This window comes from Streptomyces sp. NPDC054786 (genome assembly GCF_053611685.1).
The window spans coordinates 15,977-40,679 of the sequence record NZ_JBSHAW010000014.1; the positions used below are offsets into that span (position 1 = coordinate 15,977).

Consider the following 24,703-nt stretch of genomic DNA (forward strand, 5'->3'; position numbering starts at 1 on the left):
CGTACCCACCCGGGCGGGCGGGTCGGCACGGGCACACCGGCCGCCGAGCTCAGCTCCCCGTCGCCGTCCTCCACGCCTCCACATACGAGTCCAGGTTCTTGTCGATGTCACTCCAGTCCGGCCGGAAGATCTCGACGTCCTTCATGATCCTGGCGAGTTCGGTGGCGTGGGCGTCGGTGGCCTTGATGTCCTTGCGGGAGGTGAAGCCGCCGCCCACCGAGGAGACCTGGCGCTGGACGGGGGCGGAGAGCAGGTAGTCCAGGAACTTCTTGGCGTTGGCGCTGTGCGGGGCGTTCTTGACCAGGCCGGCCGCGTACGGCAGGGCGAAGGTGGTGGGCCTGCTGCCGGACTTGGCGGCGGGGAAGAAGATGCCCTGGTGCGGCATCGACGTCATGTTGGCGTAGTTCATCTGGACATCGCCGTTGGCGACCAGGAGTTCGCCCTTGTCGGTCTTGGGGGCGAGCTGGCCGGTGGAGGAGGACGGGCCGACGTTGTTGGCCTGGAGCTTCTTGAGGAAGGCCATGGCCGGGCGCCGGCCGCCGAAGTCGTGCAGCGCCTTGATGAGGACGGCGGTGCCGTCACCGGCGACGCCGGGGGTGGAGTACTGGAGGTGGTTCTTGAACTTGGCGTCCAGCAGGTCCTGCCAGGTGGCGGGGGGCTGCTTGAGCTCCTTCTTGTTGTAGATGAAGCAGAAGTAGTTGTTCACGATCGAGGTCCACTTGCCGGACGGGTCCTTGTCCGCGGCGGCGACCTGGTCGGATCCCTTGGGGCGGTAGGTGTCCAGGAGGCCCTTGCCGTCGGCCTGCTGGATGAACGGCGGGAGGGTGACGACCACGTCCGCCTTGGTGTTGACCCGTTCGCGGGCCAGCCGCTGGACGGCGGCACCGGAGCCGGACTCGACGTAGTTGACCTTGATGCCGGTCTTCTTCTCGAAGTCCTTGAAGACGGTGTCGTAGAAGCCGTCGCCCTTCTCGCTCTTGAGGCCGTCGGCGCTGTAGACGGTGATCTCCTTGGCGTGGGGGTCGGCGGTGGAGGCGCCGCCGCAGGCGGTGAGCGAGACGCCGAGGACGAGGGCGCCGCAGCAGGCGGCGAGCGGCTTGCGGAGGGGGCGGGGGCGGGGGCGGGACATGGCGCGATAACTCCTCGGAAGGGCTTGGCTGTTGCGGGGAGGCGGCGGCAGGAGGCCGTGGTGCGGATACGGGGGTCAGCGGTAGGAGGCCCTGGTGCGGACGCGGGAGACGCCCAGCAGGACGAGCAGGGTGGTGGCCATCAGGGCGACGGCCAGTGCGGCACCGGCGAAGAGGGAGCCGCGGTCGGTGGCGGCGAAGATCTGGACCGGCAGCGGCAGCCAGTCCGGCGGATAGATCATCATCGTGGCGCTCAACTCGCCCATGGACAGGGCGAAACACAGGCCCACGGCCGCGGTGAGGGACGGCAGCAGCAGGGGGAGCTTGACCCGCCACAGGACGTAGGCGGGGCGGGCGCCGAGGCCGGCCGCGCTCTGTTCGTACGCCGGGTCGAGGCGGGCCAGCGCGGCCGTCACGGACTGATAGGCGAAGGCGGTGACCAGCACGGTGTGGGCGATGATCACGATCTGGGGGGTGCCGTTGAGCAGGAAGGGGGGCCGGGAGAAGGCCACGAGGAGGGAGAGGCCCACGACCACGGAAGGGACGGCGACGGGGAGCAGGAACAGCCCGTCCAGGAGGCGGCGGGCGCGGCGGCCGAGCTTTTCGGCGGCCAGGGCCGCCCAGGTGCCGGCGGTGAGTGCGAGGGCGCTCGCCGCCAGTGCGGTCAGGACGCTGGTGAGCAGGGCGTCCAGCGCATCGCCGTGGGCGATGTCCTGATAGTGCGTCAGGGTGGCGCCGGAGGGCAGTGCGCCGCTCCAGCTGCTCGCGAAGGACGCGGCGACGATCACCAGCAGCGGCAGGGCGAAGACGGGCAGGAAGAGGGCGAAGAAGAGGATGTGGACGGCCCGGCGGGCGGTCCTGCTATGCACCAGCACGGTGGGGTGCACCTCCTGTGCGCGGGCCGGTGCCGCCGCCCGTACGGGACATCACCGTCCGGTAGAGGGCGTAGAGCCCGACGGACAGCGCGACATTGACGACGGCGACGACGCAGGCTCCGGTGTAGTCGCCGTCGAGGATGGCCTTGGTGTAGACGAGCATCGGCAGGGTGACGACGTCCTTGGCGCCGGTGAAGAGCACGATCCCGAACTCGTTGAGGCACAGCACCAGTACCAGCGCGCCGCCCGCCGCGAGCGAGGGCAGCGCCTCCGGCAGGATCACCTTCCGTACGATCCGCCACGGCCGGGCACCGAGCGAGGCGGCGGCCTCCAGCTGCCCGGTCTCCACCTGCGAGAAGGCGGCGAGCAGCGGCCGCATCACGAACGGGGTGAAGTAGGTGACCTCGGCCAGCAGTACGCCCCAGGGGGTGTGGAGGAAGTCCAGCGGTCCGTGGGCGGCGCCGGTCGCCTCCGTCCACAGGCCGTTGGCCATGCCGACGGTGCCGTAGAGGAACAGCAGGGCGAGGGTGATCAGGAAGGAGGGGAAGGCGAGGAAGATGTCGACGAAGCGGCTGAGCGCCTTGCCGCCGGGGAACGGGACGAAGGCGATCACGAGGGAGAGCGTCAGGCCGAGGAGCAGGGCGCCGACGGTGGCGCCGACGGCGATCAGCACGGTGTTCGTCAGCGCTTCGCGGAAGGAGGCCTCGGCGAGGACCGTGGCGTAGGGGGCGGCGGAGTGACCGCCGTCCTCGGGGCTGAAGGACTGCCACACCACCAGGGCCAGGGGGTAGAGGAAGACCAGCGCGAGGGCGGCGACGGGGGGCAGAGTCCAGAGGGCGGTCCCGGTGCGGCGGGGGCGGGCCGGCGGGCGGGCGCTTCCCGCTGCCGGGACCGGTGCGGCCGTCGTGGCCGCCACCGCCGTATCCGTCCTAGGCATGCCGGGCACCGTCCTCCGTGAGCCCCGCCGGAATCAGCACCGCGTCCTCGGGCGCGAAGTGCAGTGCGACCTCCTCGCCCAGCGCCGGTGTCTCGCGCAGTTCGCGCACATCGGCCAGGACGCGGTGGCCGTCGACCGCCACATACAGCCGGTGCGTCGAGCCGCGCCACTGCACTTCGGTGATCGTGCCGCGCAGGGTATTGCCGTGGCCGCCGCCGTGCGGGCTCCCGCCGAGGCCGACGAGGTGCGGGCGCAGGCAGAGGGTGGCGGTGGCGCCCTCTGCCACACCGTCGCCGACGGGCACGGTCAGCGTCCGGCCGGCGAAGTCGACCCCGTTGCCGCGCACCGTCACCGGCAGCAGGTTGGCGGTGCCGACGAAGGAGGCGGTGAACTCGGTGCGCGGGCGGCGGTAGAGCTGCTGCGGGGTGCCGCAGTCCTGCAGCCGGGCCCGGTCCAGCACCGCGATCCGGTCGGCCAGGGTCAGCGCCTCCACCTGGTCGTGGGTGACATAGAGGAGCGAGACATCGGGCAACTCGCGGTGCAGCCGGGCGAGTTCGGCGAGCATGCCGGAGCGCAGCTGGGCGTCGAGCGCGGACAGCGGTTCGTCCAGCAGCAGCACGCCGGGACGGATGGCGAGCGCCCGCGCGATGGCGACCCGCTGCTGCTGCCCGCCGGACAGCTCCCGCGGGTGCCGGTCGGCGTAGGCGGCCATCCCGGTCATCTCCAGCGCCTCGGCGACCCGGCCGGGGACCTCGGCACGCGGTGTCTTCTGCGCCTTGAGTCCGAAGGCGACGTTCTCGGCGACCTTCATGTGCGGGAACAGCGCGTACTGCTGGACGACCATGCCGATGCCGCGCTTGTGGGGCGGCAGCCCGGTCACGTCCCGGCCGCCGATCAGCACCCGCCCCGAGACCGGCTGGACGAATCCGGCGACCGCCCGCAGCGCGGTGGTCTTCCCCGAGCCGGACGGGCCGAGCAGAGCCATCACCTCGCCCGGTTCGACGGTCAGGTCGAAGGAGTCCAGGACGGTGTGCTCCCCGTGCCTGCCGTACGCCACGGACACCTGGTCGAAGCGGATGCCCGAGGCGGGCGGGGCCTGAGCGGCGGACGGGCCGACGGTCCGGCCGGGTGCCGTGGCGGCTGGGGCGGGCATCTCACACCACTCCCAGCAGCGCGGGCAGTTCGGCGACCGAGCCGAGGACATGGGTGGCCCCGGCGGACACCAGCTGCGCCTCGTCGTGCGCGCCGGTCAGCACCCCGGCGACGACCGAGGCGCCGGCCCGCCGCCCGGAGAGCATGTCGTACGAGGTGTCGCCGGCCACCGCAATCCGCCGGACGGAGTCGGTGGCGTGGGTGCGCAGCAGCGCGGTGAGGACCATGTCGGGGTAGGGGCGGCCGCGACCGCCCGCGTCGGCCGGGCAGAGGGTGAGGTCGGCCAGGTCCTGCCAGCCGAGCGCGCCGAGGATGGCGTCCTGGGTGACCCGGGCGAAGCCGGTGGAGAGCACGACGGTGCGGCCGGCGGCCTGCAGCGCCTCGATGGCCTCGCGGGCGCCGGGGAGGGGCGCGATCCGTCCGCCGTCGACCAGTTCCCCGTAAGCCGCCTCGAAGGCGGTGTTGGCGCGCCGGGCGGCGGCCTCGTCGCCGAAGAGATGGCGGAAGACGGAGATCTTGGACTCGCCCATGGTGGCCCGCACATAGGCGAGCTTCTCGGCGTGATCGGGGCTGCCCGGCTCGACGCCCAGGTGGCGGGCGGCGACGTCGAAGGCCTGCTCCACCAGGCCGCCGTCGGCGACGGTGGTGCCGGCCATGTCGAGGACGATCAGCTCGATGGCGTGGTGGTCGGCGTGGTGGTCGGCGTTGTCGGCACCGTGGGTGTCGGCGGTGCTGTCTGTGTTATCGGTGATATCGGTGTTGTCAGCGTTGTCAGCGTTGTCAGTGTTGTCAGCGTTGTCGGTCAACTCACTCACCAGCCCAGTTCGTTCGCGGTGGTCTCGGCGATTGCCGGGGAACAGGTCATGCCGCGCCCGCCGGGCCCGGTGACCAGCCAGACGCCGTCGCGGACCTGCTGACGGTGCACCACACGGGAGGTGTCGGTGCACTGTGCGTAGACCCCGGCCCAGCGGTGGCGGATACGGGGCAGCGGGCGGCCCAGGATCGATTCGACGACGCCGGTCAGGTGCTCGTAGGGCTCCTCGACGGTGTCGAAGGCGAACGGCGCCTCGTACTCATGGGTGTCGCCGATGGTCAGTCCGCCGTCGGCGCGCTGGACCATCAGCAGCTGCATCTTGTGCTCGGCGGCGGTCGGCGCCTGCGCCTGGCTCGCGTTGAGCGCGTCCAGGGCATCGCTCCGGTACGCCGGGTAGTAGCGGAAGCTGTCGGCGTCGGCGACGGAGGTGGTCAGCGGTTCGCCGAGCGGGTCGGTCTGCATCATCTGCAGCCGCACCCGGCGCACCGGCAGCTCGGGGACCAGTTCACGGACCAGGCCGCCGAGCCAGGCGCCGGTGCAGAGGAGGACGGCGTCGCCGCGGTGGAGGTCGCCGTGGTCGTCGCGTACGGCGCGCTCGCCGGCCACCTCGCGGACCTCACGGCCGCCGAGGTAGGTGTACCGGCCGGACTCCAGCAGCGCCGCCTTCAGGGCGCGTTGGGCGATCCGCGGCTCGACGGCGGCGTCCCGCTCGCACCACAGCGCGCCCGCGAACGCGCCGCGCAGGGCGGGGTTGCGGGCGCGGGCCTCGTCGGCGTCCAGGAGCCGGTAGCCGCGGGCGACGGCGTCGGGGCGGCGGGTGGCGGCCTCGGCGACGGCCAGCTCCGCGGCGTTCTTGACGACGGTCAGCGAGCCGATGGCCCGGAAGCCGGTCTCGGGGACGCGTGCGCCGATGCCCTCCCACAGCTCGCGGGCGCGCAGGGCGGTCGTCAGCTCCTCGCCGCCCGCCCGGCCGCTGATCCAGATCTGGCCGAAGTTACGGACCGAGGCGCCGCGGGCCTCGGCCTCGCGCTCGATGTGCAGGACGTCATGGCCCCGCTCGACTGCGTGCCAGGCGTGCATGGTTCCCAGCACACCGGCTCCGACAACTATGACTCGCATGCCCCAGACGGTCGCGGCGGTGGGTGGCCCGTGGGGGGTGAGTGGGCGACGCGACGGTGAACAGGGTCTCAAGCTTGGCCTAGACCCGTTACCTTCTCGTGATATTTGGAGCTCGGATGCCGCGCGGCGGCGAACCGATTGCGGACCTGCCCCGGGCCGCGGCCTCAGTCCGACGTCGCCGGCTTCCCCAGGTGGGCGGTGAAGGAGAACCGGTCCCCCCGGTAGAGCGAGCGCACCCGCTCCAGCGGGCGGCCCCGGGTGTCCCGCGACAACCGGTGGATCAGCAGCATCGGCAGTGCGCCCGGCGTGCCGATCAGCAGCGCCTCGCGCGGGGTGGCAAGGACGGTCTCCAGCCGCTCGTCCGCGTCGCCGAAGCCGATGCCCAGCCGCTGGTGGAGATAGGCGTAGAAGGACGAGCCCGGTTCGAAGCCGCTGGCCAGGTCCGGCACCCGCTCGACCGCGACATAGGTGCTCTCCAGTCCGACCCGCTCGTCGTCCGCGAGCAGCACCCGCTCCATGTGCCATACGGCGTCGCCCACTTCGAGCCCCAGATCGCCGGCGAGCTGCGGCGGGCACGGGAACCGGTCCAGGCCGACGAGGTGCCGGCCGGGTCTGCGCCCCTGGCCGCGTACGCCCTCCGTATAGCTCGCGAGCGACAGCGGCTGCTCCATCTTGGGGCCCGCGACGACCGTGCCGCGCCCCAGCCGCCGCAGCCGCCCCTCCAGGATCAGCTCACGCAGCGCCTGGCGCAGGGTCTCGCGCGAGACCTCGAAGCGCAGCGCCAGCTCGCGCTCGGTGGGCAGCACCTCACCCTCACCCAGCTCCGCCAGCAGGGCGGCGATATCGACCTTGACCGCGTAGTACTTGGGAATGCGTCCGTGCTCGGGGATGCCGGACCGGACGGGTGCGCCAGGATCCTGGCCGTACGGGAACTCCACGGCGTGATCCTCGCACCACGGGGCGGGGCGGGCGGCGGCGGGCGGCGGCTGTGGCGCGGATGGCTCCCCCGCCCCGGGTGAGGGGCGCCCCGGAGCTCCCCTCAGGGCGCGAGCGCGGACTGCCGCGCCCCGAACAACGGCGCCAGCACCAGCTCCGCCGCCCCGTCAGCGACCACCCGCGCACCGCCGCGCGCGAGCGCCACCGGCACCACCTCCCCGGCCCCGGCCCTGCCGCGGGTACGCGCCTGCTCGTCGAGCGCCTGGGCCACCCCGCTCAGGAACGTCTCGGGGTGCTCCAGCACGGTGCGCCCGCCGAGCAGCACCCGGTCGATGTCCAGCAGCTCGACGAGGTTGGCGGCGCCCACGCCCAGCGCCCGTGCCGCGCCCGGCAGATCGCCGCCGGCCACCGCCGCCAGGCACAGCGCCTCGATGCAGCCGCGCCGTCCACAGCTGCAGCGCGGCCCGTCCCACTGCACGATCTGGTGGCCGAACTCACCGGCGCCGGTGCGCGGACCGCGGTAGAGGCTGCCGTCGAGTACGAGCCCGGCACCGAGGCCGGTGCCCAGGTGGAGGTATCCGAACGAGCCGGCGCCGGACGGTATCCCCTGAGCCAGGCCGAGTGCCGCCGCGTTGGTGTCCTTGTCGACGACGACGGGCAGGCCGAGCCGTTCGGCGAGCGCCTCCCGCAGGGGGAAGCCGTCCCACCGGGGTGCACCGGTGACCCGGTGCAGGACGCCGGTGGTGTGGTCCAGCGGTCCGGGGCAGGCGACCCCGGCGCCCAGCACCGGCGGCCCGCCGGCCTCCGCACGCAGCGCGGCCACCTCCCGTCCGGCGGCGGCGAGCACCTGCCCGGCGCCCGCCTCGAAGTCGAGCGGGGCACGGCGTACGGCGACCGCTTCGCCCGTGAGGTCGGCGAGTACGGCGGTGAGCTCGTCGCGGTCCAGATGGAGCCCGACGGCGTGCCGGGCGCCGGGGACCAGCCGCAGGACGGTGGCGGGCTTACCGCCCGTGGACGCGCGGCGGCCCGCCTCGGCGACCAGGCCGTCGGCCCGCAGCCGGGCGGTGATCTTGCTGACGGCCTGCGGGGTCAGCCCCGTGTGGGCGGCGAGTTCCAGCCGGCTGACCCCCTCCTCGCCGGCCGCCCGCAGCAGCCCGAGCACCAGCGCGGCGTTGTGGCCGCGCAGGGCGGGGAGATTGGCGCCCGGATGGCCGGCGGCGCCGTGGGAGAGGTCGTTGCTGCTCACCCACCCATTGTCCGCATCGCTTGCACTTTGGCAACACCGTTGCTTAAGTGGAGGCCATGAGCGAGATGAGCGACTCCACCGGCACCGCTGCCCCCCACGACCCGCTCCGCGTCGGCCTCATCGGCTACGGCCTGGCGGGCTCGGTCTTCCATGCCCCGCTGATCGCGGCCACCGAGGGCCTGCAGCTCGACACCGTCTCGACCGCCAACCCGGAGCGGCAGGCGCAGGCCCGCGCCGAGCATCCGGGGGTCCGTACGGTCGACACCCCCGAGGCGGTGCTCGAACGCGCCGCGGACCTCGATCTGATCGTGCTGGCGACGCCCAACAAGACGCATGTGCCGCTCGCCACCGCCGCGCTGGAGGCCGGTCTGCCGGTGGTGGTCGACAAGCCGCTGGCCGCGACCGCCGCCGAGGCCGAGAAGCTCGCCGCGCTCGCCGAGGACCGCGGCCTGCTGCTCTCCGTCTTCCAGAACCGCCGCTGGGACAACGATTTCCGCACCGCCCGCAAGCTGATCGAGGAGGGCACGCTCGGCGACATCTACCGCTTCGAGTCCCGCTTCGAGCGCTGGCGGCCGCAGCCCAAGGGCGGCTGGCGCGAGTCCGGCGACCCGGCGGAGATCGGCGGACTGCTCTACGACCTCGGCAGCCACCTCGTCGACCAGGCGCTGGTGCTCTTCGGCCCGGCCGTCTCCGTGTACGCCGAGTCCGCCGTCCGCCGACCGGGCGCGGAGGCCGACGACGACTCCTTCATCGCCCTCACCCATGCGGACGGCGTCCGCTCCCATCTGTGGATGAGCGCCACCACCGCCATGCTGGGCCCGCGCTTGCGGGTGCTGGGCAGCAAGGCCGGCTATGTGAAGCACGGCCTGGACCCGCAGGAGGCCGCGCTGCGCGAGGGCAGCCGGCCCGGCGACGAGGGCGGGGAATGGGGCGTGGAGCCGGAGTCCTGCTGGGGCCGGCTCGGTGCCGGGTCGTCCCCGCAGACCGGTGGCGGCGAGCGGGTACCGACGCTGCCGGGCGACTACCCCGCCTACTACGCCGCGATCGCCCGTGCGCTGCGCGAGGGCGGCCGGCCGCCGGTGACCGCCGCCGAGGCAGCGGCCGCGCTGCGCGTCCTGGAGGCCGCGAAGCTCTCCGCCGCCGAAGGCTGTACGGTCCGGATCGAGGCCCGCGCATGAGCCCGGCCGGCGGACGGACGGCGGGCGAGGAGATCGGCGAGCTGACGGCGCAGGAGGAGCGGCTGGTCCTCGACGCCTTCAGCAACGAGGATGCCTGGCAACTGGGCTCGCTGCTGGTGGAGCTGGCGCGGGAGCGCGGCGCCGCGGTGACGGTCGACATCCGGCGCGGTGCCCAGCAGCTGTTCCACTGCGCACTGGCGGGGACCTCCGCCGACAACGACGCCTGGATAGCCCGCAAGTGCGCCGTCGTCGAGCGCTACGGCGAGTCCTCGTACCTGGTCGGCGCCCGCTTCCGTGCCAAGGGCCGCACCTTCGAGGAGTCCTCCCGGCTGGACCCGGACCGCTATGCCGCGCACGGCGGGGCGTTCCCGGTCCGGCTGCGCGGGACGGGTGTGGTCGGGGTGGTCGCGGTGTCGGGGCTGCCCCAGGCCGACGACCATGCGTTGGTGGTGGAGGCGCTGGAGCGGTTTCTGGCGGCGGGCTGAGCGGGTCACCACGGCCCAACTGCCCCTGCACGGCAGGGCGAGAGCCCCGGGCGGACCGGGGCTCTCGCGCTGCCGTGGCACCGACCGGCTCAGGCGTCCTTGAGTTGCTGGCGCTGGCGGCCCAGGCCGTCGATCTCCAGCTCCACGACATCACCGGCCCGCAGATACGGTTTGGGCTCCGGCCGGCCCATGGCGACGCCGGCCGGGGTGCCGGTGTTGATTACATCGCCCGGATAGAGGGTCATGAACCGGCTGACATAGCGGACCACTTCGGCCACCGGAAAGATCTGCTCGGCGGTCGTGCCGTCCTGCTTCAACTCGCCGTTGACCCACAGCCGCAGGCCGAGGGCCTGCGGGTCGGGCACCTCGTCGGCGGTCACCAGCCACGGCCCCAGGGGGTTGAACGTCTCGCAGTTCTTGCCCTTGTCCCACTGGCCACCGCGCTCGATCTGGAAGGCGCGCTCGGAGACATCGTGCGCCACCGCATAGCCGGCCACCGCCGCCAGCGCCTGCTCGTCGCTCTCCACGTAGCGGGCGGTGCGGCCGATGACGACCGCCAGCTCCACCTCCCAGTCGGTCTTCACACTGCCCCGCGGCACCAGCACGGTGTCATCGGGGCCGACGACCGTGTCCGGGGCCTTCATGAAGAGGATCGGCTCCTCGGGGGGCGCGGCCCCCGTCTCCCGGGCGTGGTCGTGGTAGTTCAGCCCGATGCACACGATCTTGCCGATCCGGGCCAGCGGCGGACCGGTGCGCAGCCCGGCCGCGTCGAGCTGTGGCAGCTCACCGGATGCGGCGGCGGCGCGGATCCGCGCCAGTGCCCCGTCGTCCGCGAGCAGCGCTCCGTCGATGTCCGGCACCAGGCCGGACAGGTCCCGCAGGACCCCTGTCCCGTCGAGCAGCGCCGGGCGTTCCGCCCCCACCGTGCCGACTCGCAGCAGCTTCATCGGTTCAACTCCCGTGGTCGAAGGGTCGGCCCGGGAAAGGGATTTCCGGGCCGGCCGATGGGGGACGGCCATCGAGCGATTTGGCCGATCGTCCAAGAAGGGGGTCCGGTCCGCAAGACCCCGTTCAAGGACTGGACCGTTACCGAGCGGTAGTGGCGATCTCCCCGGGAGCCCCGCCGGCCTGCGGCTTCGCCCCGTCGGACGGGCGGTTCCCGGCCTGGGAGTTGGCCCGGGCCCGGGCCGCCCGCTGCCGGGCCGCGCGGCTCTTCGGCGCGCCCTTCCGGTCCGCACGCTGCGGGACCGGAGGCTGCTGCGGGGACCGGGTGCCCGACGCACCGTCAGCCGCGGCGCCCGCCGGCTGACCGGACGGAGCCGTCCGCGCCGCGGCCGGGGCCGGCTTCCCCTTGGCGGGGGCCGCCGCGGTGGCCGCGTCCCCGTCGCCGCGCGCCCGGTCCCGGTGCAGCAGCGCCCGCTCGCACGCCGTCCAGGTCGTCGTCGTGACCATGTAGAGCCCGGCGGCCAGCGGCACCACGGCCACCGTGATCAGCGTGCCGAAGGACAGCAGCGGCATCACCTTGGCCATGGAGGCCATACCGGGCAGTGCCGCACTGCCGCCCGCGGCCGGCTGCGGGACCTTGGCCGCCGCTGCCCGGGCCCGCCGGAAGTTCCAGGTGGCGACCGCCGCGATCAGCACGAACAGTCCGAGGTAGACCAGCCCGTGCGGCCCGAGAACCCCGCCGTCGGCGAGCGCCTCGCTCCAGTGACCGCCGAGCGGCGCACCCAGCAGCGTGTGGTCCAGGAGGCCGCCGCCCCCGGTGGAGAACAGGTGGTACATCACGAAGAAGACGGGCAGCTGCAGCAGGCTCGGCAGACAGCCGGCCAGCGGCGAGGAGCCGGTCTGGGCGTACAGCTCGGACGTCGCCTTCTGCAGCCGTTCGGGGTTGCCCTTGTGCTTGCGCTGCAGCTCGGTGATCTGCGGAGCGAGCGCCGAGCGGGCCTTCTCGCCGCGGGCCGCGGCGCGGGCGAGCGGGTGCAGCGCGGCGCGGACGCCGAGGGTGAACAGAACGATGGTGGCGGCCATGGCCGCGGTGCCGAAGAGCGGGGCGATCGCCTCGGCGCCGTGCGCCAGCGCCTCGCCGAGAAAGCCGAACATGGACATGGATGAGCCCTCCACGGGTCTCGTCGTGCCGGGATGTGGATTCGGCGTGACGAGCCGCGCGGACGCGGAATGCGGTGCGGTGACCGGACCGTGCGCCTACGCGGCCGTCGGGAGGGGACGGCCCGGTGCTCGGGGGCGCGGGCGGCCGGCCGCGTCGGGATCACGTTGCGGCAGGAAGGCCGTACGCCGCTGGCGGTCGCGCAGGGCCGTACGGATCCGGCCTGGTGGTACGGGCCGGGCGCAGGCCGCGATCAGGAAGGCGCGGCACAGGAGCAGCAGCGCGCCGGTGGTCGCGGCGGCGGTCAGGGCCGTGGTGAGCCCGCTCTGCGTGAGCAGGAACCCGGCCAGGACGAAGAACAGCGCCGTGGTGCAGCGGACGCCTGGGCGCACCGCCCGGACGAAGTCCAGGGGAGAGCCGACGATGCGGTACATGCGGCGCCCTCCTCAGGTTGTCCGGTCGTCAAGACTTATCGGCTTCCGCTCAAGAGTAGCCACACCTCTGGGCAGCCGGGAGACCGGCCGATAACTTGCCCACCTTGCCGTTGGGGACGACGGCGGACCAGGGGGACCAAGGGGGAACACCTAGGAGGTGCTGTGCGCGACATCAGCGTTCCGGCCGTCGCGGCTCCACTGCGGACCGGCGGTCTCGCCGACTCCGTTTTCGACACCGCAACTCACCAGCCGGATTTCGCTCAGCTCGCCCGCCGCGACGGCAGAGCGTCCGACGGCTGGCAGGAGGTGTCCGCGGCGGAATTCCGGGACGAAGTGATGGCCCTGGCCAGGGGGCTGCTGGCGGACGGGATCAGGCCCGGCACCCGGGTCGCACTGATGTCCCGGACGCGTTACGAGTGGACGCTGTTCTCCTATGCGCTGTGGGCGATCGGCGGACAGCTCGTACCGGTCTATCCGACCGCATCGGCCGAGCAGCTGCGCTGCATTCTCGTCGGGGCGAAGGTCGCCGCGATCGTCGTCGAGCACGAGGCGCAGGCCATGACGGTGGCCGAGGCCTGCAACGACCAGGCCACGCTGCGCCGGCTCTGGCAACTGGACCTGCACTGCGTCCAGCGGCTGACGGAGGAGGGCACCCGGCTGCCCGAGGCGGATGTGCACCGGCTGCGCCACCTGGTCTCGCCGAACAGCGTCGCGGCGATCGTGTACACCTCGGGGACCACCGGGCGCCCGCGCGGCTGTGTGATCACCCACGCCAATCTCGCCGCCGAGTGCGACACCCTCTACGCGGGATGGGGCGGGCTGCTGGCCGCGCCCGGTGAACGCCCGTCGCTGCTGGCCTTTCTGCCGTTCGCGCACATCTACGGGCTGATGGTGCAGGTGGCCTGTCTGCGCGGCGGGGTGAAGCTCGCCCATCAGCCCGATGTGACGTCGGAGGAGCTGCTGCCGGCCCTCGCCTCGTTCCGTCCGACCTTTCTGTTCGCGGTGCCGTACGTCTTCGAGAAGATCTGCACCCGCGCCCGGCTGACCGCGGAAGCGGCGGGCCGGCGGCGGACGTTCGACGCGGCGATGACGGTGGCGGTGCGCTACGCGGAGGCCCTCGCCGAGGAGGCGCGGGGCACCGGGCGCGGGCCCGACCCGTTCCTGCGGGCCCGGCACGCGCTCTACGACCGGCTGGTGTACTCCCGCATCCGGGAGACGCTGGGCGGCCGGGTGCGGACCGCGGTCTCCGGCGGCTCACCGCTCTTCCGTGAGCTGGGGCTGCTCTTCGCCGGGATCGGCATCACCGTCTACGACGGCTACGGCCTGACGGAGACCAGCGGCGCGATCACCGTGCAGCCGCCCGGCAGGGTGCGGTTCGGGACGGTGGGCCGCCCGCTGCCGGGCAGCGCGGTGCATCTGGCGCTGGACGGCGAGGTGTGGGTGCGCGGTCCGGTGGTGTTCGCCGGCTACCTCGACGAGGGCGGCACACCGGGCAGCGGGCTGTACGACGGCTGGCTGCCGACCGGCGACCTGGGCCATCTGGACGAGGACGGCTATCTCGTCATCACCGGCCGCAAGAAGGACATCATCATCACCAGCAACGGCAAGAGCGTGGCCCCCCAGGGTCTGGAACAGCGGCTGTGCGCCCACCCGTTGATCTCGCAGTGTGTGGTGGTCGGCGACAACCGGCCCTATGTCACGGCGCTGATCACGCTGGACCCCGAGGCGCTGACGCACTGGCGCAAGCTGCGTGACGAGCCCGGCCCGGACTGCACGGCACCGACACCGGAGGAACAGCTGCAGGCGGAGGTGCGGCGGGCGGTGGCGCGGGCGAACGCGTCGGTGTCGCGGTCCGAGTCGATCCGCGCCTTCCGGGTGCTGCCGGGCGAGTTCAGCCAGGAGTCCGGGCTGATGACGCCCTCGCTCAAGCTGCGGCGGGCGGCGATCGTACGGACGTATGCGGCGGAGATCGACGCCCTGTACGCGGAGGGCAAGCGCGAGGAGCCCGGCACGCGGCGGGACCGTCGCAGATGGGCGGCGGCGGGGCTGTACGCGCGCTGAGCGCAGCTCAGGCAGCACTGGGCGGGCCCGGCCGGGCATACGGAAGCCGGCGCACGTCACCCGTTCCCCCGGCCGGGCCCGCGGGCCCGGTACGGCACTTAGCGTCCGGTGAGATTCCAGTAGTGACGAACCGGGAGGCCGTGTGCGGTCGATCCTCAGCAATTCCGCAACATCCGGGCGGACCATCGCCACCGGACTGGTGGTAGCCGCGCTCGTCGCCACGCTTGCGGCGCTGCTGCTGCCCGTCCAGCTCTTCGGCGAGTCCGCGGCCGCGGCGACCACCACCCTCACGTACGACGACGACGGCGGGGGCACGGTGGAGACCCGCTACGGTCCGCTCACCGCGATGGACCGGGACTTCGTGCGCAAGGTCAAGCTGGCCGGGCTGTGGGAGCTGCCCTCGGGCCGGATGGCCCAGCAGCGCGGGACGACCACCGCCGTCCGCACGGCCGGCAACCATCTCGTGGCGGGACACACCGAGCTGGACCGGCGGTCGAACGAGGCCGGACAGGCGCTGGGCGTCGACCTGCCCTCGGAGCCCAACGTCGCCCAGCAAGGCTGGCTCGGGCAGCTCAAGGCCGCCCAGGGAAAGGAGTTCGACGCGACGTTGGCCGAGTTGTTGCGCCGGGCCCACGGCAAGGTCTTCGGGCTGATCGCCCTGGTCCGCGATCAGACCAAGAACACGATGGTGCGTGCCCTGGCGGACCGCGCCAACAGCGTCGTGCTGGACCACATCACGGTCCTGGAGAAGACCGGGGACGTCGACTTCAACACCCTGCACACCAGCTGACCAAGCGCAGCTGCCGCGTTGCGGCTGCGCCCCACCCCCGACCATCTGTCAACCGAAACAGGACGACACCCCTCACATCGGACGAAGCGAAGTGATCTCATGAGGCAACGGCAACAGGCCCATAAACGCTCGCGTTTGACGAACAGAATGCTCATCGGCGCCACCGCCCTCCTGCTGGGCGGCGGCGGACTGGCCGCCTACGCCACCACGGCGCTGGCGGGCAACAACACCCCCGGCACGACGTCCGGCCATCAGCACACCGCGTCCGGCATCACCATCTCCTGCCCCGATGTGGGCGAGCGGCTGCGGACCGTCCCGCGCAGCGCCCAGCTCCCGGTCTCCAAGGGGCTGTCCGCCCTCGACAAGCAGGTGCACGACGCGTACCACAAGATGATGGGCGGCAGCGGTACCGCCGTCATGTCCCCGCTCAAGGCGCAGCGGCAGAAGACCATCAAGATGATGGTCACCGCGATCGCCAAGAACACCAAGCGGCCGGGCTATCTGCTGAAGATGAGCGGCTGTACCACCAAGCCCGTGAACGAGGGCGCCGGCGCCGGCGGCAACGACTCCACGAAGTCCGTGCAGGACGGCTGGTACCAGGGGCAGAACCAGACCCAGGACGGCCAGCAGCAGGGCCAGGACCAGCAGGGCCAGGACCAGGGCCAGCAGCAGGGCCAGGATCAGGGCCAGCAGGGCCAGCAGGGCCAGGACCAGAACGGCGGCCAGCAGGGCCAGGCCGGCGGCCCCTCCCCCGACGACTTCGTCGACATCAACGACGTCCAGCCGAACGCGGACCAGCCGCCGTTCGCCGCCCCCCAGGGCGACAACGCCTCGACCGGCACCTTCACCACGGAGTGCGGCCGCAACGAGGAGGGCCACTTCAACTCCGACAACGTCATCGTCACCCCGGGCGTCAACAACGGCGCCCACCACACCCACGACTACGTCGGCAACACGACCACCGACGGGAACTCCACCGACCAGTCCCTGGCCGCCTCCGACACCACCTGCAACAACGGCGACCAGTCGACCTACTACTGGCCGGTACTGCGCAAGCTGGACGGGAACGCGGAGCAGAAGCCGGGCGCCGGGCAGGACGGCAACGTCGGATCGGTGCTCACCCCGGCCACGGTGACCCTCACCTACCGCGGCAGCCAGGCCGGCCAGGTCGAGGCGATGCCGCGATTCCTGCGGATCATCACCGGTGACGCCAAGGCGTTCACCAACGGCACCAAGAACGCCAACGCCTCCTGGAGCTGCACCGGCTTCGAGGACCGGCAGCTGAAGGACAAGTACCCGCTCTGCCCCCAGGGCTCCCAGGTCGTGCGCAACTTCGCCTTCCAGAACTGCTGGGACGGCCGGCAGACCGACAGCGCCAACCACCGCGACCACATGGCGTTCTCGGACCAGAACGGCACCTGCCCCAACGGGTTCAAGGCCGTGCCGCAGCTGGTGGAGCGGATCACCTACGACGTCCCGCAGGGCGACAGCTTCGCGGTGGACAGCTTCCCCGAGCAGCTGCACAAACCCGTCACGGACCACGGCGACTTCATCAACGTGATGCAGGACGACCTGATGAGCAAGGCCGTGGACTGCATCAACAACGGCAAGAAGTGCACATGACGGACGTCCGCACCTGATTGGACACGGTGCCCCTCAGGGAGACCCCCTGAGGGGCACCCGGCATCCCGGAACCGGGCACGGCAGCGGCTCCGCACCGGACAACGGCAGCAGCCCCTCGGGGGGCAGGACACGGGACCGGCCCCAGGGCCATGACGAGGCGGCGGCTCCAGGACATGGCACGGCAGACACCCCACGGCCACACGGCGGCGGCCCGGCGGGCACGGCACAGCGACGGCCCCGACCCGGGATTCCCGGGGATCGGGGCCGCCGCTCTGCGCCGGATGACGCTCGCCGTACCGGAGGGCTTCCGCCGTACCGGCCGGCTGTCAGCTCAAGGGGCGCGGTGGTTCAACCGTCGGTTCCTCAAAGACCGTTGACGCGGGCCTCACGCGCCATGCCCAACGGGCGTATGGACGAGGCGACGGCCCGTGCGCGGCGGCCGGCCCGTGCGCGGTAGCTGCGGACATGCGCCATCAGCCGGCGGCTGCGCAGCGCCATCTCCAGCTCGAAGCGGGTACGCGGATCGCGCAGCACCGGACCGAAGAGCTTCTCGATCTGACGGAGACGGTAGCGGACCGTCTGGGGGTGCACATGCAACAGCTTGGCCGCCTCGGGGGCACCGCCGCCCTCCAGCCACGCCAGCAGCGTGACTTCGAGCCGTTCGCTCTGCCGGGGCGTCAGCTCCTCCAGCGGGCCGAGCCAGCGGGAGGTCAGCGCGTCCGCCAGCGACTCGTCCTGGAGCAGCAGCAGCGCCGAGAGATGGTCGTCGACGAACGCGGGCCGCGACTCCGGGCCGACCCGGCCCGGCGCCAGCGTGAGCAGATAGCGGGCCCACCGCAGCGAGGAGGCGGTGTCGGTGGCCGGAACGACGTGTCCGACCGCGGCCGGCCGCCCCTTGAGCGCCGCCTCCAGGCGGGCCCTGGTCTGAGTGGCCGGGTCGGGGACGAACAGACAGGTGTAGCCGTCGACGGAGCCGATGAGGGCATGCCCGAGCGCCGCGGCGAGTTGGGCCGCCTCGGCAGGTGTGGCGAGGACGACGGCCTGGAGGGTGTCAGGGACCGGCCAGCCGGCCGCACGGGCCAGCTCGCTCAAACCCTCCTCCGGCAGCTCCCGTTGTCCGGCGAGTACGTCGAACAGGTCCTGGCGGGCCCGTGCCACCGGCATCGGAGTGACAACGGACGGGACCGCCCTAGGTTTACTCTCCGACTCTTTTTGGTACCCAAGAACTGTCAGCAAGGCCTGTTCAAGCGCCCATTGTGCCTCTTCTACGGGAGTATCCCCGAGAAGTGCGGACAATGCGGGAAATCCGCGTTGCAACTCCACGACCAACTTGTCGGCGAGATCCGGAAGTTCATTTCTGACTACCCGGTTCCACTCGCCTCGGGGACGCGACCAGATGCGGTTCAGGAGATCACACATCGCTACCTCGATCCTGGCGGGGATGCGGCTGTTACTGGGGATTGGCGCCCCCCGGGCGCCTGAGTCGGCATCATCCGGAGTCACGCCGCGCGACCGCGATGCCAGTGCAGGAATTTGTCACAGCGCGATAAACCTTACGAAAGCCTGAACGCGTTCGGAGATGCTTTTACACATCCGGATTACGGCCCTGCGTATCCGACCGGTTACAGAATGTTTAGTGTTACCGGGGGTCACCCGAACAAAAGCCCCGGGCAAATTGCACCCCCGGGAGATTTCATCGAAATTCGCATCCCGCACCCGCGCCCTGACACCGGGAGGTCCGATGTCCGCACCGCGTATGCAGAGCCGCCGCGCCGCACACCGAGCCCGACCCTCGCCCTTCGTGCCTCGCCCCCGGCGTCCCCCGACCGAACCCGGGCCGCCGGCCCGACGTCCGGCCGGCGGCTTCGCCGGAACTGCCATGCTCCGTCCGGCACTTCCGGCCGCACTGCTGCTCTTCATCGCGGTCATGCTGCGCTCCGGCGCGATGGACGCCCTGCTGAGCTTCCTCGACTACGGCGCCGGGGTGCTCGCGCTGGTCTCCCTGTCGGTCACCGTGCTGTGGGGCCTGGCCGCCACCGACCGGATGGTGCTGCACTCCGGCCACCGGCTGCTCGCCCAGGCCGTGCACCGCGGCACCGGCGTCGCCGGCCTCGGCTTCCTCGGCCTGCACATCTGGGTGAAAATCGCCCAGGCCCATACCGATGCGACGGCCGCCGCGGTGCCCTTCACCGATGGCGCCCGCCCCGGCCTCATCGGCCTCGGCACCCTCGCCGCCTACGTGTTCGTCGCCGTCGCGGTGACCGGTGCGGTGCGCGGCGCCTTCACCGGCATCACCGCCTCCCGGTGGTGGCGGGGCCTGCACATGAGCGCGTACGTCGCCTGGGGGCTGGCCCTGGTGCACGGCCTCAGGGCGGGCCGCGGCGCGGCCGGCTATGCCCTCGTCGGCTACGCCATCTGCCTCGTCGCGGTGGCCGTACGACTCGCGCTCCGTATGCGCGACTCACGCAGGAACACAGGAGAACTCCCATGACCGCCCCCGCTCCCACCCGCCCGCTCCCGGCCGTCCGCGACCCGGAGCCCGTACCGACGCTGGCATCCTTCGGCCCGCCGCGCCTGCTGGCGGGCCTCGACGAGTTGCCGCGCATGAACCGGGTGGCACACCTGTCCCGGCACGGCAGCCTGCCCCAGCTCAGCTCCACGGAACTGGTGGCGCTGGCCGAGGACATCGACCTGCGCGGCCGGGGAGGTGCGGGCTTCCCCTTCGCCCGCAAGCTCACCGCCGTCATGGACGGGATGCGCAAGGCCGACGGCAAGGGCGCGGTGGTCGTCAACGGCAGCGAGGGCGAGCCCAGTTGCCTCAAGGACACCGCGCTGCTGCTGCGCGCCCCGCATCTGATGCTCGACGGCGCCCTGCTGGCCGCCGACGCGCTCGGCGCCCAGGAGATCGCGATCGGGGTGACCCGTACGGACGTCCTGAACTCCGTGCAGCAGGCCATCGACGAACGCGGACCGGTGCGGCCGACGTTACGGGTCACCCTGCTGACCGAACGGTTCGTCACCGGCGAGGGCTCCGCGATGACGAACGGGCTGGGGGGCGGCCCCGGGCTCCCCTCCGGCCGCAAGATCCGCTCCAGCGAGCGCGGCCTGAACGGTGTGCCGACGCTGCTGTCCAACACCGAGACCTACGCCCAGCTCGCCGTGGCCGCCCGGCTCGGTGCGCTGGGCTACCGCACCACGGGCCTGCCCACGGAACCCGGCACGCTGCTGCTGACGGTCGCCGGCAGCCGGGTGGTGGAAGTCCCTTACGGCGTCTCGCTGGCCCGGGTCCTGGCGCTGTGCGGCATGGACCAGGGCCAGGGCGTGCTGATCGGCGGCTACCACGGCACCTTCGTGTCGCCCACCGACGCGCTGACCGCGACGCTGTCGAAGGAATCGCTGGCCGAGTACAACGCGGTGCTCGGTGCCGGTGCGGTGCTGCCGCTGCCGTACGACACCTGTCCGGCGGGCGAGACGGTACGCGTCGCGCAGTGGATGGGCGCCGAATCGGCCGGCCAGTGCGGCCCCTGTGTGCTGGGCCTGCCCGCGCTCGCCGAGCAGCTCGACCGCGCCGTCCGGGGCGGCGGTACCAGCGCCCTGGAGGCCGTACAGGCCCGGATGCGGGCGGTCGAGAAGCGCGGCGCCTGCAGCCATCCGGACGGCACCTCGCGCTTCGTCGCCTCGGCCCTCGCCGCCTTCCCCGAGGAGTTCGAGCGTCATGCGCAGGGGTTCGGATGCGGCCGCCCGGTGACCGGTGCGCTGCCGGTCACCGGGCACACGCCGCCACCGATCGCCACGCCGCTGCCCGCTCCGGCGCCTGCGCCGCCGCAGGAACGGCTGCTGGTCGACTGGACGCTGTGCCGCGGCCACGGCCTCTGCGCGGACGTGGTGCCCGGCGTCGTGAAGCTCGGCCCGGACGGCTATCCGGAGAAGGCCAGCATGCCGCTGCCGGCCCGGATGCGGCGCCGCGCGCAGCTCGCGGTACGCCGCTGCCCGGCACTCGCGCTGCGGGTGCAGGGCGGCAACTGACCCGCCGGGCACGGTTTTTGCCCCCGGAGAAAATTCTTCGGCCCCGTTGAACACCCGGCACCCCGTAGCGCGTATTCCCCCGGCGACGGCACCCCGCCGGGGGCCCCGGGCCACACCGGCACCCGGGCCACCGTCGCAGCCCTCACCTCAGCAAGCGACGGAATCACCACCCGACAGAGGAGACACAATGATCACTCGACGTCGTGCGGGTCTCGCGGCCACCGCGGTCGCCACCCTGGCCCTGACCGCCGCCTGCGGCAGCAGCGCCAACCAGAGCGCCGGCACCGCCACCACCGACAACGTCCAGCCCGCCGGCCAGGGCACCAGCGACTACGGCTACGGCTCCTCCGGCGGCTCGGGCAGCAGCAGCTACGGCGGCCAGGCGGGCGGCGACAACGGCGGCAAGGCCCCGCAGGCCGCGCCCAGCGCCGGCACGCTGGCCCTGCACCAGGACAGCGAGCTCGGCCCGGTCGTCACCGACTCCAAGGGCATGACCCTCTACCGCTTCGACAAGGACACCCCGGACCCGTCCAAGTCCAACTGCTCCGGCTCCTGCGCCACCACCTGGCCGGTGGTCCCCGCCGACGGCGCCAGCGCCCCGGCCGGCATCGACAAGAGCAAGCTGGGCTCGGTCACCCGCGCCGACGGCACCAAGCAGCTCACCATCGGCGGCTGGCCCGCCTACCGCTACGCCAAGGACACCAAGGCCGGCGACACCAAGGGCCAGGGCGTGGGCGGCACCTGGAACGCGCTGGCGGCCGACGGCAAGAAGGCCGGCGCCGAAAAGCCCGGCGACGTCTCGGTGTTCAACCACCCCCAGCTCGGCTCGATCCTCGTCGACGGCGAGGGCCGCACCCTCTACCGCTTCAACAAGGACAGCGCCTGGCCGATGAAGTTCGGCTGCAACGACGCCTGCCTGGACACCTGGAAGCCCGCCAAGCCGGCCGACCGCTCCAAGCTCAACGGCATCGCCCCCAAGCTCATCTCCACCGTCACCCGCCCCGACGGCACCCGCCAGCTGGCCGTCGACTGCTGGCCGGTCTACTGGTTCACCGGTGACAAGCAGCCCGGTGACATCAACGGCCAGGGCAAGATGGGCCTGTGGTTCGCGGTCTCCAAGGAGGGCAAGAAGATCACGACGACGCCGGCGGGCTGACCGTCCCGCCCCGCGAGGACGCACCGTCCCGGGGGAACTCGTCGTCCAGCGCCAGCACCTCGGCGTCCGGCCTCTCGTCCCTGTCGCGCGGCCCCAGCCAGGTGACCACGAGCGCCACCGCCACATTCACGGCGAGAGCGACGATCCCCGCGTTCATCCCCCAGACCGGGTCGTGTCCCCCGAAGACCAGGACACAGACGAGCGCAAAGCCCGCCACCAGGCCGCTCACCGCGGCGCACAGCGTCAGCCGCCGCCACACCAGCCCCAGCAGCAGCATCGGCACGAGCTGCGCCATGCCCTCGTACGAAATCAAGGACAGCCGGACGAGGGTGTCGGGGGCGGTGTAGGTCAGCAGCAGCGCCAGCGCGCCGGCCACCACCACGACCAGCTGCGCCCACAGCTTCTGACGCCCGCCCGCCGCCAACCGTCCTTCCCCGGAGGCCTCCCCGGCCGGCCCGCCGCCCGGACGCGGTAGCGCGCCCAGCACGCTCCTCCCCCACATCGTGCCGATGACCAGCATGAATACGGCCATCGGCACGATGGAGGAGAGGGCGGCGGCCACCCCGATCAGCCCCACGGCCCAGGCCGGAAGGGAGTCCACCACCAGTTTGAACAGCGCGAGATTGGAGTCCGCGCCCACCAGCCCGGGCACCACGAACAGCGCCGCCATCCCCAGCAGCATCGGCACGAACAACAGCACGTTGTAGAAGGGGAGGTAGAGGGCGTTGCGGCGCAGCACATCGGCGTTGCGGGCACCCAGATAGCCCGCCACGGTCGTCGGGAAGATCACCACCGTGAGGGAGTTGACGACGGTGGTGGTGGCGAACCAGACCGGGCCCAGTCCGCCCGACGCATGGCCCGGGAAGGTCAGCCACTGCGGCTTCTCGGCGACGATCCGGTGCAGGAAGGGCCCGTAGCCGTCGAAGTAGTGCAGCGGCACATAGACCGCGAGGAAGCCGAGGGTGGCGATGACGAGGATGTCCTTGAGCACCGACACCCAGGCGCTGCCGCGCAGCCCGCTGATCACGACGAAGCCGGTGGTGACGGCGAAAGCGAGGAAATAGCCCCAGTTGAGACTGATGGCGCCATAGGAAATGGTGGAGACGACCACGCCCATGCCGGTGATCTGCAGCTGGATGTACGGCAGCAGACAGACGGTGGCCAGGAGGGCGACGGCGGCGCCGAGCCAGGGCGCGCGGTAGCGGTGCGCGACCATGTCGGTGATGCCGACCAGGTGGTGCCGGCGGGCGTAGGCCCACAGCATCGGCCCGACGACGTAGCCGATCGCATAGCCGCACGACATATAGGCCAGGACGTAGAGCACCGGGGCGCCGGAGTGGTAGCCCCAGCCGGCCGCGCCGAGGTAGCTGAAGCTCGTATAGCTCTCGCCGGCCATCAGCACCCAGATGAAGACGGTCCCCAGACTCCGGCCGCCCACCGACCACTCGGCGAGCCCCCCACCGGAGCCGCCGCGCACCGCGAGCAGGCCGAGGGCGACGGTGAGCACCATGAAGCCGCCGAAGACGGCGGTGGCAACCGTGGCGTTCATATCCGGCCCCGCTTGAGGTCGCCGCGCCGCGCCAGCCACACCGACAGCGGTGTCGCCAGCGTCGCCACCAGCATCCAGAAGAACAGGAACGGCAGCCCGAGCACCGTCGGTGTCACCCGGTTCACCAGCGGCAGCACCGCCAGGAACAGCACATACGGCAGCAGCAGCCACAGCAGCGCCGGGCGCTTTCTCGTACCCGGGGTTCGCCCGCCGGAGGACTCGTTTCGCACGTGGCCAGAGCCTAGGCCACCCGTGGCCGGGCTCACCGTGACTGTGTCGACCGCAACACGCCCCACACCACCAGCCGGTAGGTGGAGGTGTACTCCGGCGTACAGGTCGTCAGGGTCAGATAGGCGCCGGGCTCCGTGAAGCGGTAGGCCGGGTGCACGCTGCTGTACGGGACCGTGGCCAGGACCGTGCCGTCGGCGGGTGTGGTCCGCGGCAGGGTGCGCCGGACGGCATAGGTGTAGCGGGCCTCGGCGGTGTCGATGAGGACGGTGTCGCCGGTGCGCAGCCGGTCGAGGCGGCGGAACGGCTCGCCGTGGGTGTTGCGGTGCCCGGCCAGCGCGACGTTGCCGGCCTCGCCGGGCTGCGCGCTGTGCGGATAGTGGCCGACGTAGCCCTTGTTGAGGACCGCGGCCTTGCCGACGCCCTGGGCGACGGGGGCGGTGATGCCGATCCGCGGGATGCGCAGGACGGCGTACGCCAGGTTCCGGGGCGGCGACGGTGGCCGGCCGGCGGCGCGGCGGGCGGGCGTACCCGGCGGCGCGGCGCTCTCCGCGGTCCCCGCCGTCGCTGCGTCGTCGTCACCGCGTGCCGGGGGCGCGACGGGTGACGGCGGCCGCGCGTCCCACTGCCGCTCCAGCCGGTCCACCTGGTCGTCCGCCGCGTGCTGCGCCTGACGGTTCGTCCACCACAGCTGGTGGACCACGAGGAGCAGGAGTACGGCGCCGAGCGTCACGGCCAGCTCCGCACCCGTCCACAGCGCCCGCGCGGCACGGGAGCGACGGGTGCGCCGCCCCTGTACGACTACCGGTATCCGCTCCCGCACGCGGGCACCGTAAGCCCTGCGGGCACAAGCCACCAGAGGC

24 protein-coding genes are annotated in these 24,703 nt (G+C 72.3%); 9 read left to right on the plus strand and 15 right to left on the minus strand.

The features are described from left to right. Positions 1 to 49: 49 nt before the first annotated feature. The 8 genes from ACWGI6_RS13840 to ACWGI6_RS13875 form a co-directional block, all read right to left on the minus strand. A complete protein-coding gene (locus tag ACWGI6_RS13840; RefSeq protein ID WP_453267691.1) occupies positions 50 to 1,129 on the minus strand; it encodes a 2-aminoethylphosphonate ABC transporter substrate-binding protein in 1,080 nt (359 codons plus the stop codon). Positions 1,130 to 1,204: 75 nt separating this feature from the next. Then, positions 1,205 to 2,002, minus strand: coding sequence for an ABC transporter permease (locus ACWGI6_RS13845; protein ID WP_453267692.1), 798 nt, complete (start codon positions 2,000 to 2,002; stop codon positions 1,205 to 1,207). Further along, positions 1,989 to 2,939 carry a 2-aminoethylphosphonate ABC transporter permease subunit gene (locus ACWGI6_RS13850; protein ID WP_453267693.1) on the minus strand — a complete coding sequence of 317 codons (951 nt, stop codon included), beginning with the start codon at positions 2,937 to 2,939 and terminating at the stop codon, positions 1,989 to 1,991. The genes ACWGI6_RS13845 and ACWGI6_RS13850 overlap by 14 nt, the downstream gene beginning before the upstream one ends. Beyond that, a complete protein-coding gene (locus ACWGI6_RS13855) occupies positions 2,932 to 4,092 on the minus strand; it encodes an ABC transporter ATP-binding protein (protein ID WP_453267694.1) in 1,161 nt (386 codons plus the stop codon). Before ACWGI6_RS13855 ends, ACWGI6_RS13850 begins: the two co-directional genes overlap by 8 nt. A gap of 1 nt (position 4,093) precedes the next feature. Next, the gene (locus ACWGI6_RS13860) at positions 4,094 to 4,747 is read right to left on the minus strand and encodes an HAD family hydrolase (RefSeq protein WP_453267804.1); all 654 of its coding nucleotides are present in this window, start codon (positions 4,745 to 4,747) and stop codon (positions 4,094 to 4,096) included. A gap of 155 nt (positions 4,748 to 4,902) precedes the next feature. After that, a complete protein-coding gene (locus tag ACWGI6_RS13865) occupies positions 4,903 to 6,024 on the minus strand; it encodes a TIGR03364 family FAD-dependent oxidoreductase (protein ID WP_453267695.1) in 1,122 nt (373 codons plus the stop codon). A gap of 164 nt (positions 6,025 to 6,188) precedes the next feature. After that, entirely contained in the window at positions 6,189 to 6,962 is a 774-nt protein-coding gene (locus ACWGI6_RS13870; protein ID WP_453267696.1) for a GntR family transcriptional regulator, read from the minus strand. Positions 6,963 to 7,063: 101 nt separating this feature from the next. Further along, positions 7,064 to 8,206 (minus strand): ROK family transcriptional regulator, encoded by a 1,143-nt coding sequence (locus ACWGI6_RS13875; RefSeq protein WP_453267697.1) that lies wholly within the window; start codon positions 8,204 to 8,206, stop codon positions 7,064 to 7,066. Positions 8,207 to 8,262: 56 nt separating this feature from the next. Between ACWGI6_RS13875 and ACWGI6_RS13880 the strand changes: the two genes are divergently transcribed. Together ACWGI6_RS13880 and ACWGI6_RS13885 are read left to right on the plus strand one after the other, a co-directional pair. After that, entirely contained in the window at positions 8,263 to 9,384 is a 1,122-nt protein-coding gene (locus ACWGI6_RS13880; RefSeq protein WP_453267698.1) for a Gfo/Idh/MocA family oxidoreductase, read from the plus strand. Further along, positions 9,381 to 9,869 carry a heme-degrading domain-containing protein gene (locus ACWGI6_RS13885; protein WP_453267699.1) on the plus strand — a complete coding sequence of 163 codons (489 nt, stop codon included), beginning with the start codon at positions 9,381 to 9,383 and terminating at the stop codon, positions 9,867 to 9,869. The genes ACWGI6_RS13880 and ACWGI6_RS13885 overlap by 4 nt, the downstream gene beginning before the upstream one ends. Positions 9,870 to 9,958: 89 nt before the next feature. On the opposite strand, the gene ACWGI6_RS13890 is transcribed toward ACWGI6_RS13885, so the two are convergent. The 3 genes from ACWGI6_RS13890 to ACWGI6_RS13900 all read right to left on the minus strand — a co-directional run bounded on the left by ACWGI6_RS13890 (position 9,959) and on the right by ACWGI6_RS13900 (position 12,407). Further along, entirely contained in the window at positions 9,959 to 10,816 is an 858-nt protein-coding gene (locus ACWGI6_RS13890) for a fumarylacetoacetate hydrolase family protein (RefSeq protein WP_453267700.1), read from the minus strand. A 139-nt stretch (positions 10,817 to 10,955) separates the two neighbouring features. Further along, positions 10,956 to 11,975: a YidC/Oxa1 family membrane protein insertase gene (locus ACWGI6_RS13895; protein ID WP_453267701.1), complete on the minus strand. Its 1,020-nt coding sequence runs from the start codon at positions 11,973 to 11,975 to the stop codon at positions 10,956 to 10,958. A 96-nt stretch (positions 11,976 to 12,071) separates the two neighbouring features. After that, positions 12,072 to 12,407, minus strand: coding sequence for a DUF6412 domain-containing protein (locus ACWGI6_RS13900; RefSeq protein ID WP_453267702.1), 336 nt, complete (start codon positions 12,405 to 12,407; stop codon positions 12,072 to 12,074). 162 nt (positions 12,408 to 12,569) lie between these two features. On the opposite strand from ACWGI6_RS13900, the gene ACWGI6_RS13905 reads away from it, so the two are divergent. The 4 genes from ACWGI6_RS13905 (at position 12,570) to ACWGI6_RS13920 (ending at position 17,258) form a co-directional block, all read left to right on the plus strand. After that, the gene (locus tag ACWGI6_RS13905) at positions 12,570 to 14,468 is read left to right on the plus strand and encodes an AMP-dependent synthetase/ligase (RefSeq protein WP_453267703.1); all 1,899 of its coding nucleotides are present in this window, start codon (positions 12,570 to 12,572) and stop codon (positions 14,466 to 14,468) included. A gap of 142 nt (positions 14,469 to 14,610) precedes the next feature. Beyond that, on the plus strand, positions 14,611 to 15,258 hold the full coding sequence (locus tag ACWGI6_RS13910; RefSeq protein WP_453267704.1) for a DUF4142 domain-containing protein: 648 nt from the start codon (positions 14,611 to 14,613) through the stop codon (positions 15,256 to 15,258). Positions 15,259 to 15,405: 147 nt separating this feature from the next. Further along, on the plus strand, positions 15,406 to 16,881 hold the full coding sequence (locus tag ACWGI6_RS13915; RefSeq protein WP_453267805.1) for a DUF1996 domain-containing protein: 1,476 nt from the start codon (positions 15,406 to 15,408) through the stop codon (positions 16,879 to 16,881). A gap of 173 nt (positions 16,882 to 17,054) precedes the next feature. Continuing rightward, positions 17,055 to 17,258: a hypothetical protein gene (locus ACWGI6_RS13920; RefSeq protein WP_453267705.1), complete on the plus strand. Its 204-nt coding sequence runs from the start codon at positions 17,055 to 17,057 to the stop codon at positions 17,256 to 17,258. Here the strand turns inward: ACWGI6_RS13920 and ACWGI6_RS13925 are convergent. After that, entirely contained in the window at positions 17,245 to 18,045 is an 801-nt protein-coding gene (locus ACWGI6_RS13925; RefSeq protein WP_393907280.1) for a PucR family transcriptional regulator, read from the minus strand. The genes ACWGI6_RS13920 and ACWGI6_RS13925 overlap by 14 nt on opposite strands. A gap of 715 nt (positions 18,046 to 18,760) precedes the next feature. Between ACWGI6_RS13925 and ACWGI6_RS13930 the strand changes: the two genes are divergently transcribed. The 3 genes from ACWGI6_RS13930 to ACWGI6_RS13940 all read left to right on the plus strand — a co-directional run bounded on the left by ACWGI6_RS13930 (position 18,761) and on the right by ACWGI6_RS13940 (position 22,063). Beyond that, positions 18,761 to 19,372 (plus strand): hypothetical protein, encoded by a 612-nt coding sequence (locus ACWGI6_RS13930; protein WP_453267706.1) that lies wholly within the window; start codon positions 18,761 to 18,763, stop codon positions 19,370 to 19,372. Next, complete coding sequence (locus ACWGI6_RS13935) at positions 19,369 to 20,907, plus strand: NADH-ubiquinone oxidoreductase-F iron-sulfur binding region domain-containing protein (protein ID WP_453267707.1); 1,539 nt, start codon at positions 19,369 to 19,371, stop codon at positions 20,905 to 20,907. The genes ACWGI6_RS13930 and ACWGI6_RS13935 overlap by 4 nt, the downstream gene beginning before the upstream one ends. 187 nt (positions 20,908 to 21,094) lie before the next feature. Next, entirely contained in the window at positions 21,095 to 22,063 is a 969-nt protein-coding gene (locus ACWGI6_RS13940; protein WP_453267708.1) for an SCO0930 family lipoprotein, read from the plus strand. Here ACWGI6_RS13940 and ACWGI6_RS13945 read toward each other — a convergent pair. From ACWGI6_RS13945 to ACWGI6_RS13955, 3 genes are read right to left on the minus strand one after another with little or no spacing between them, the layout of a single operon-like run. After that, a complete protein-coding gene (locus tag ACWGI6_RS13945) occupies positions 22,041 to 23,612 on the minus strand; it encodes a sodium:solute symporter family protein (RefSeq protein WP_453267709.1) in 1,572 nt (523 codons plus the stop codon). The two genes, ACWGI6_RS13940 and ACWGI6_RS13945, sit on opposite strands and share 23 nt — an antisense overlap. After that, entirely contained in the window at positions 23,609 to 23,842 is a 234-nt protein-coding gene (locus ACWGI6_RS13950) for a DUF3311 domain-containing protein (RefSeq protein ID WP_453267710.1), read from the minus strand. The genes ACWGI6_RS13945 and ACWGI6_RS13950 overlap by 4 nt, the downstream gene beginning before the upstream one ends. Before the next feature lie 32 nt (positions 23,843 to 23,874). Continuing rightward, a complete protein-coding gene (locus ACWGI6_RS13955) occupies positions 23,875 to 24,663 on the minus strand; it encodes a class E sortase (protein WP_453267711.1) in 789 nt (262 codons plus the stop codon). Positions 24,664 to 24,703 lie beyond the last annotated feature (40 nt).

Coding starts and splice junctions, on each gene's coding strand:
- ACWGI6_RS13920 (WP_453267705.1), top strand. CDS start 17,055: ATGGCACGGCAGACACCCCACGGCCACACGGCGGCGGCCCGGCGGGCA.
- ACWGI6_RS13930 (WP_453267706.1), top strand. CDS start 18,761: ATGCTCCGTCCGGCACTTCCGGCCGCACTGCTGCTCTTCATCGCGGTC.
- ACWGI6_RS13885 (WP_453267699.1), top strand. CDS start 9,381: ATGAGCCCGGCCGGCGGACGGACGGCGGGCGAGGAGATCGGCGAGCTG.
- ACWGI6_RS13855 (WP_453267694.1), bottom strand. CDS start 4,092: ATGCCCGCCCCAGCCGCCACGGCACCCGGCCGGACCGTCGGCCCGTCC.
- ACWGI6_RS13925 (WP_393907280.1), bottom strand. CDS start 18,045: ATGCCGGTGGCACGGGCCCGCCAGGACCTGTTCGACGTACTCGCCGGA.
- ACWGI6_RS13895 (WP_453267701.1), bottom strand. CDS start 11,975: ATGTCCATGTTCGGCTTTCTCGGCGAGGCGCTGGCGCACGGCGCCGAG.
- ACWGI6_RS13880 (WP_453267698.1), top strand. CDS start 8,263: ATGAGCGAGATGAGCGACTCCACCGGCACCGCTGCCCCCCACGACCCG.
- ACWGI6_RS13860 (WP_453267804.1), bottom strand. CDS start 4,747: ATGGCCGGCACCACCGTCGCCGACGGCGGCCTGGTGGAGCAGGCCTTC.
- ACWGI6_RS13915 (WP_453267805.1), top strand. CDS start 15,406: ATGCTCATCGGCGCCACCGCCCTCCTGCTGGGCGGCGGCGGACTGGCC.
- ACWGI6_RS13945 (WP_453267709.1), bottom strand. CDS start 23,612: ATGAACGCCACGGTTGCCACCGCCGTCTTCGGCGGCTTCATGGTGCTC.
- ACWGI6_RS13940 (WP_453267708.1), top strand. CDS start 21,095: ATGATCACTCGACGTCGTGCGGGTCTCGCGGCCACCGCGGTCGCCACC.
- ACWGI6_RS13935 (WP_453267707.1), top strand. CDS start 19,369: ATGACCGCCCCCGCTCCCACCCGCCCGCTCCCGGCCGTCCGCGACCCG.
- ACWGI6_RS13865 (WP_453267695.1), bottom strand. CDS start 6,024: ATGCGAGTCATAGTTGTCGGAGCCGGTGTGCTGGGAACCATGCACGCC.
- ACWGI6_RS13900 (WP_453267702.1), bottom strand. CDS start 12,407: ATGTACCGCATCGTCGGCTCTCCCCTGGACTTCGTCCGGGCGGTGCGC.
- ACWGI6_RS13850 (WP_453267693.1), bottom strand. CDS start 2,939: ATGCCTAGGACGGATACGGCGGTGGCGGCCACGACGGCCGCACCGGTC.
- ACWGI6_RS13890 (WP_453267700.1), bottom strand. CDS start 10,816: ATGAAGCTGCTGCGAGTCGGCACGGTGGGGGCGGAACGCCCGGCGCTG.
- ACWGI6_RS13840 (WP_453267691.1), bottom strand. CDS start 1,129: ATGTCCCGCCCCCGCCCCCGCCCCCTCCGCAAGCCGCTCGCCGCCTGC.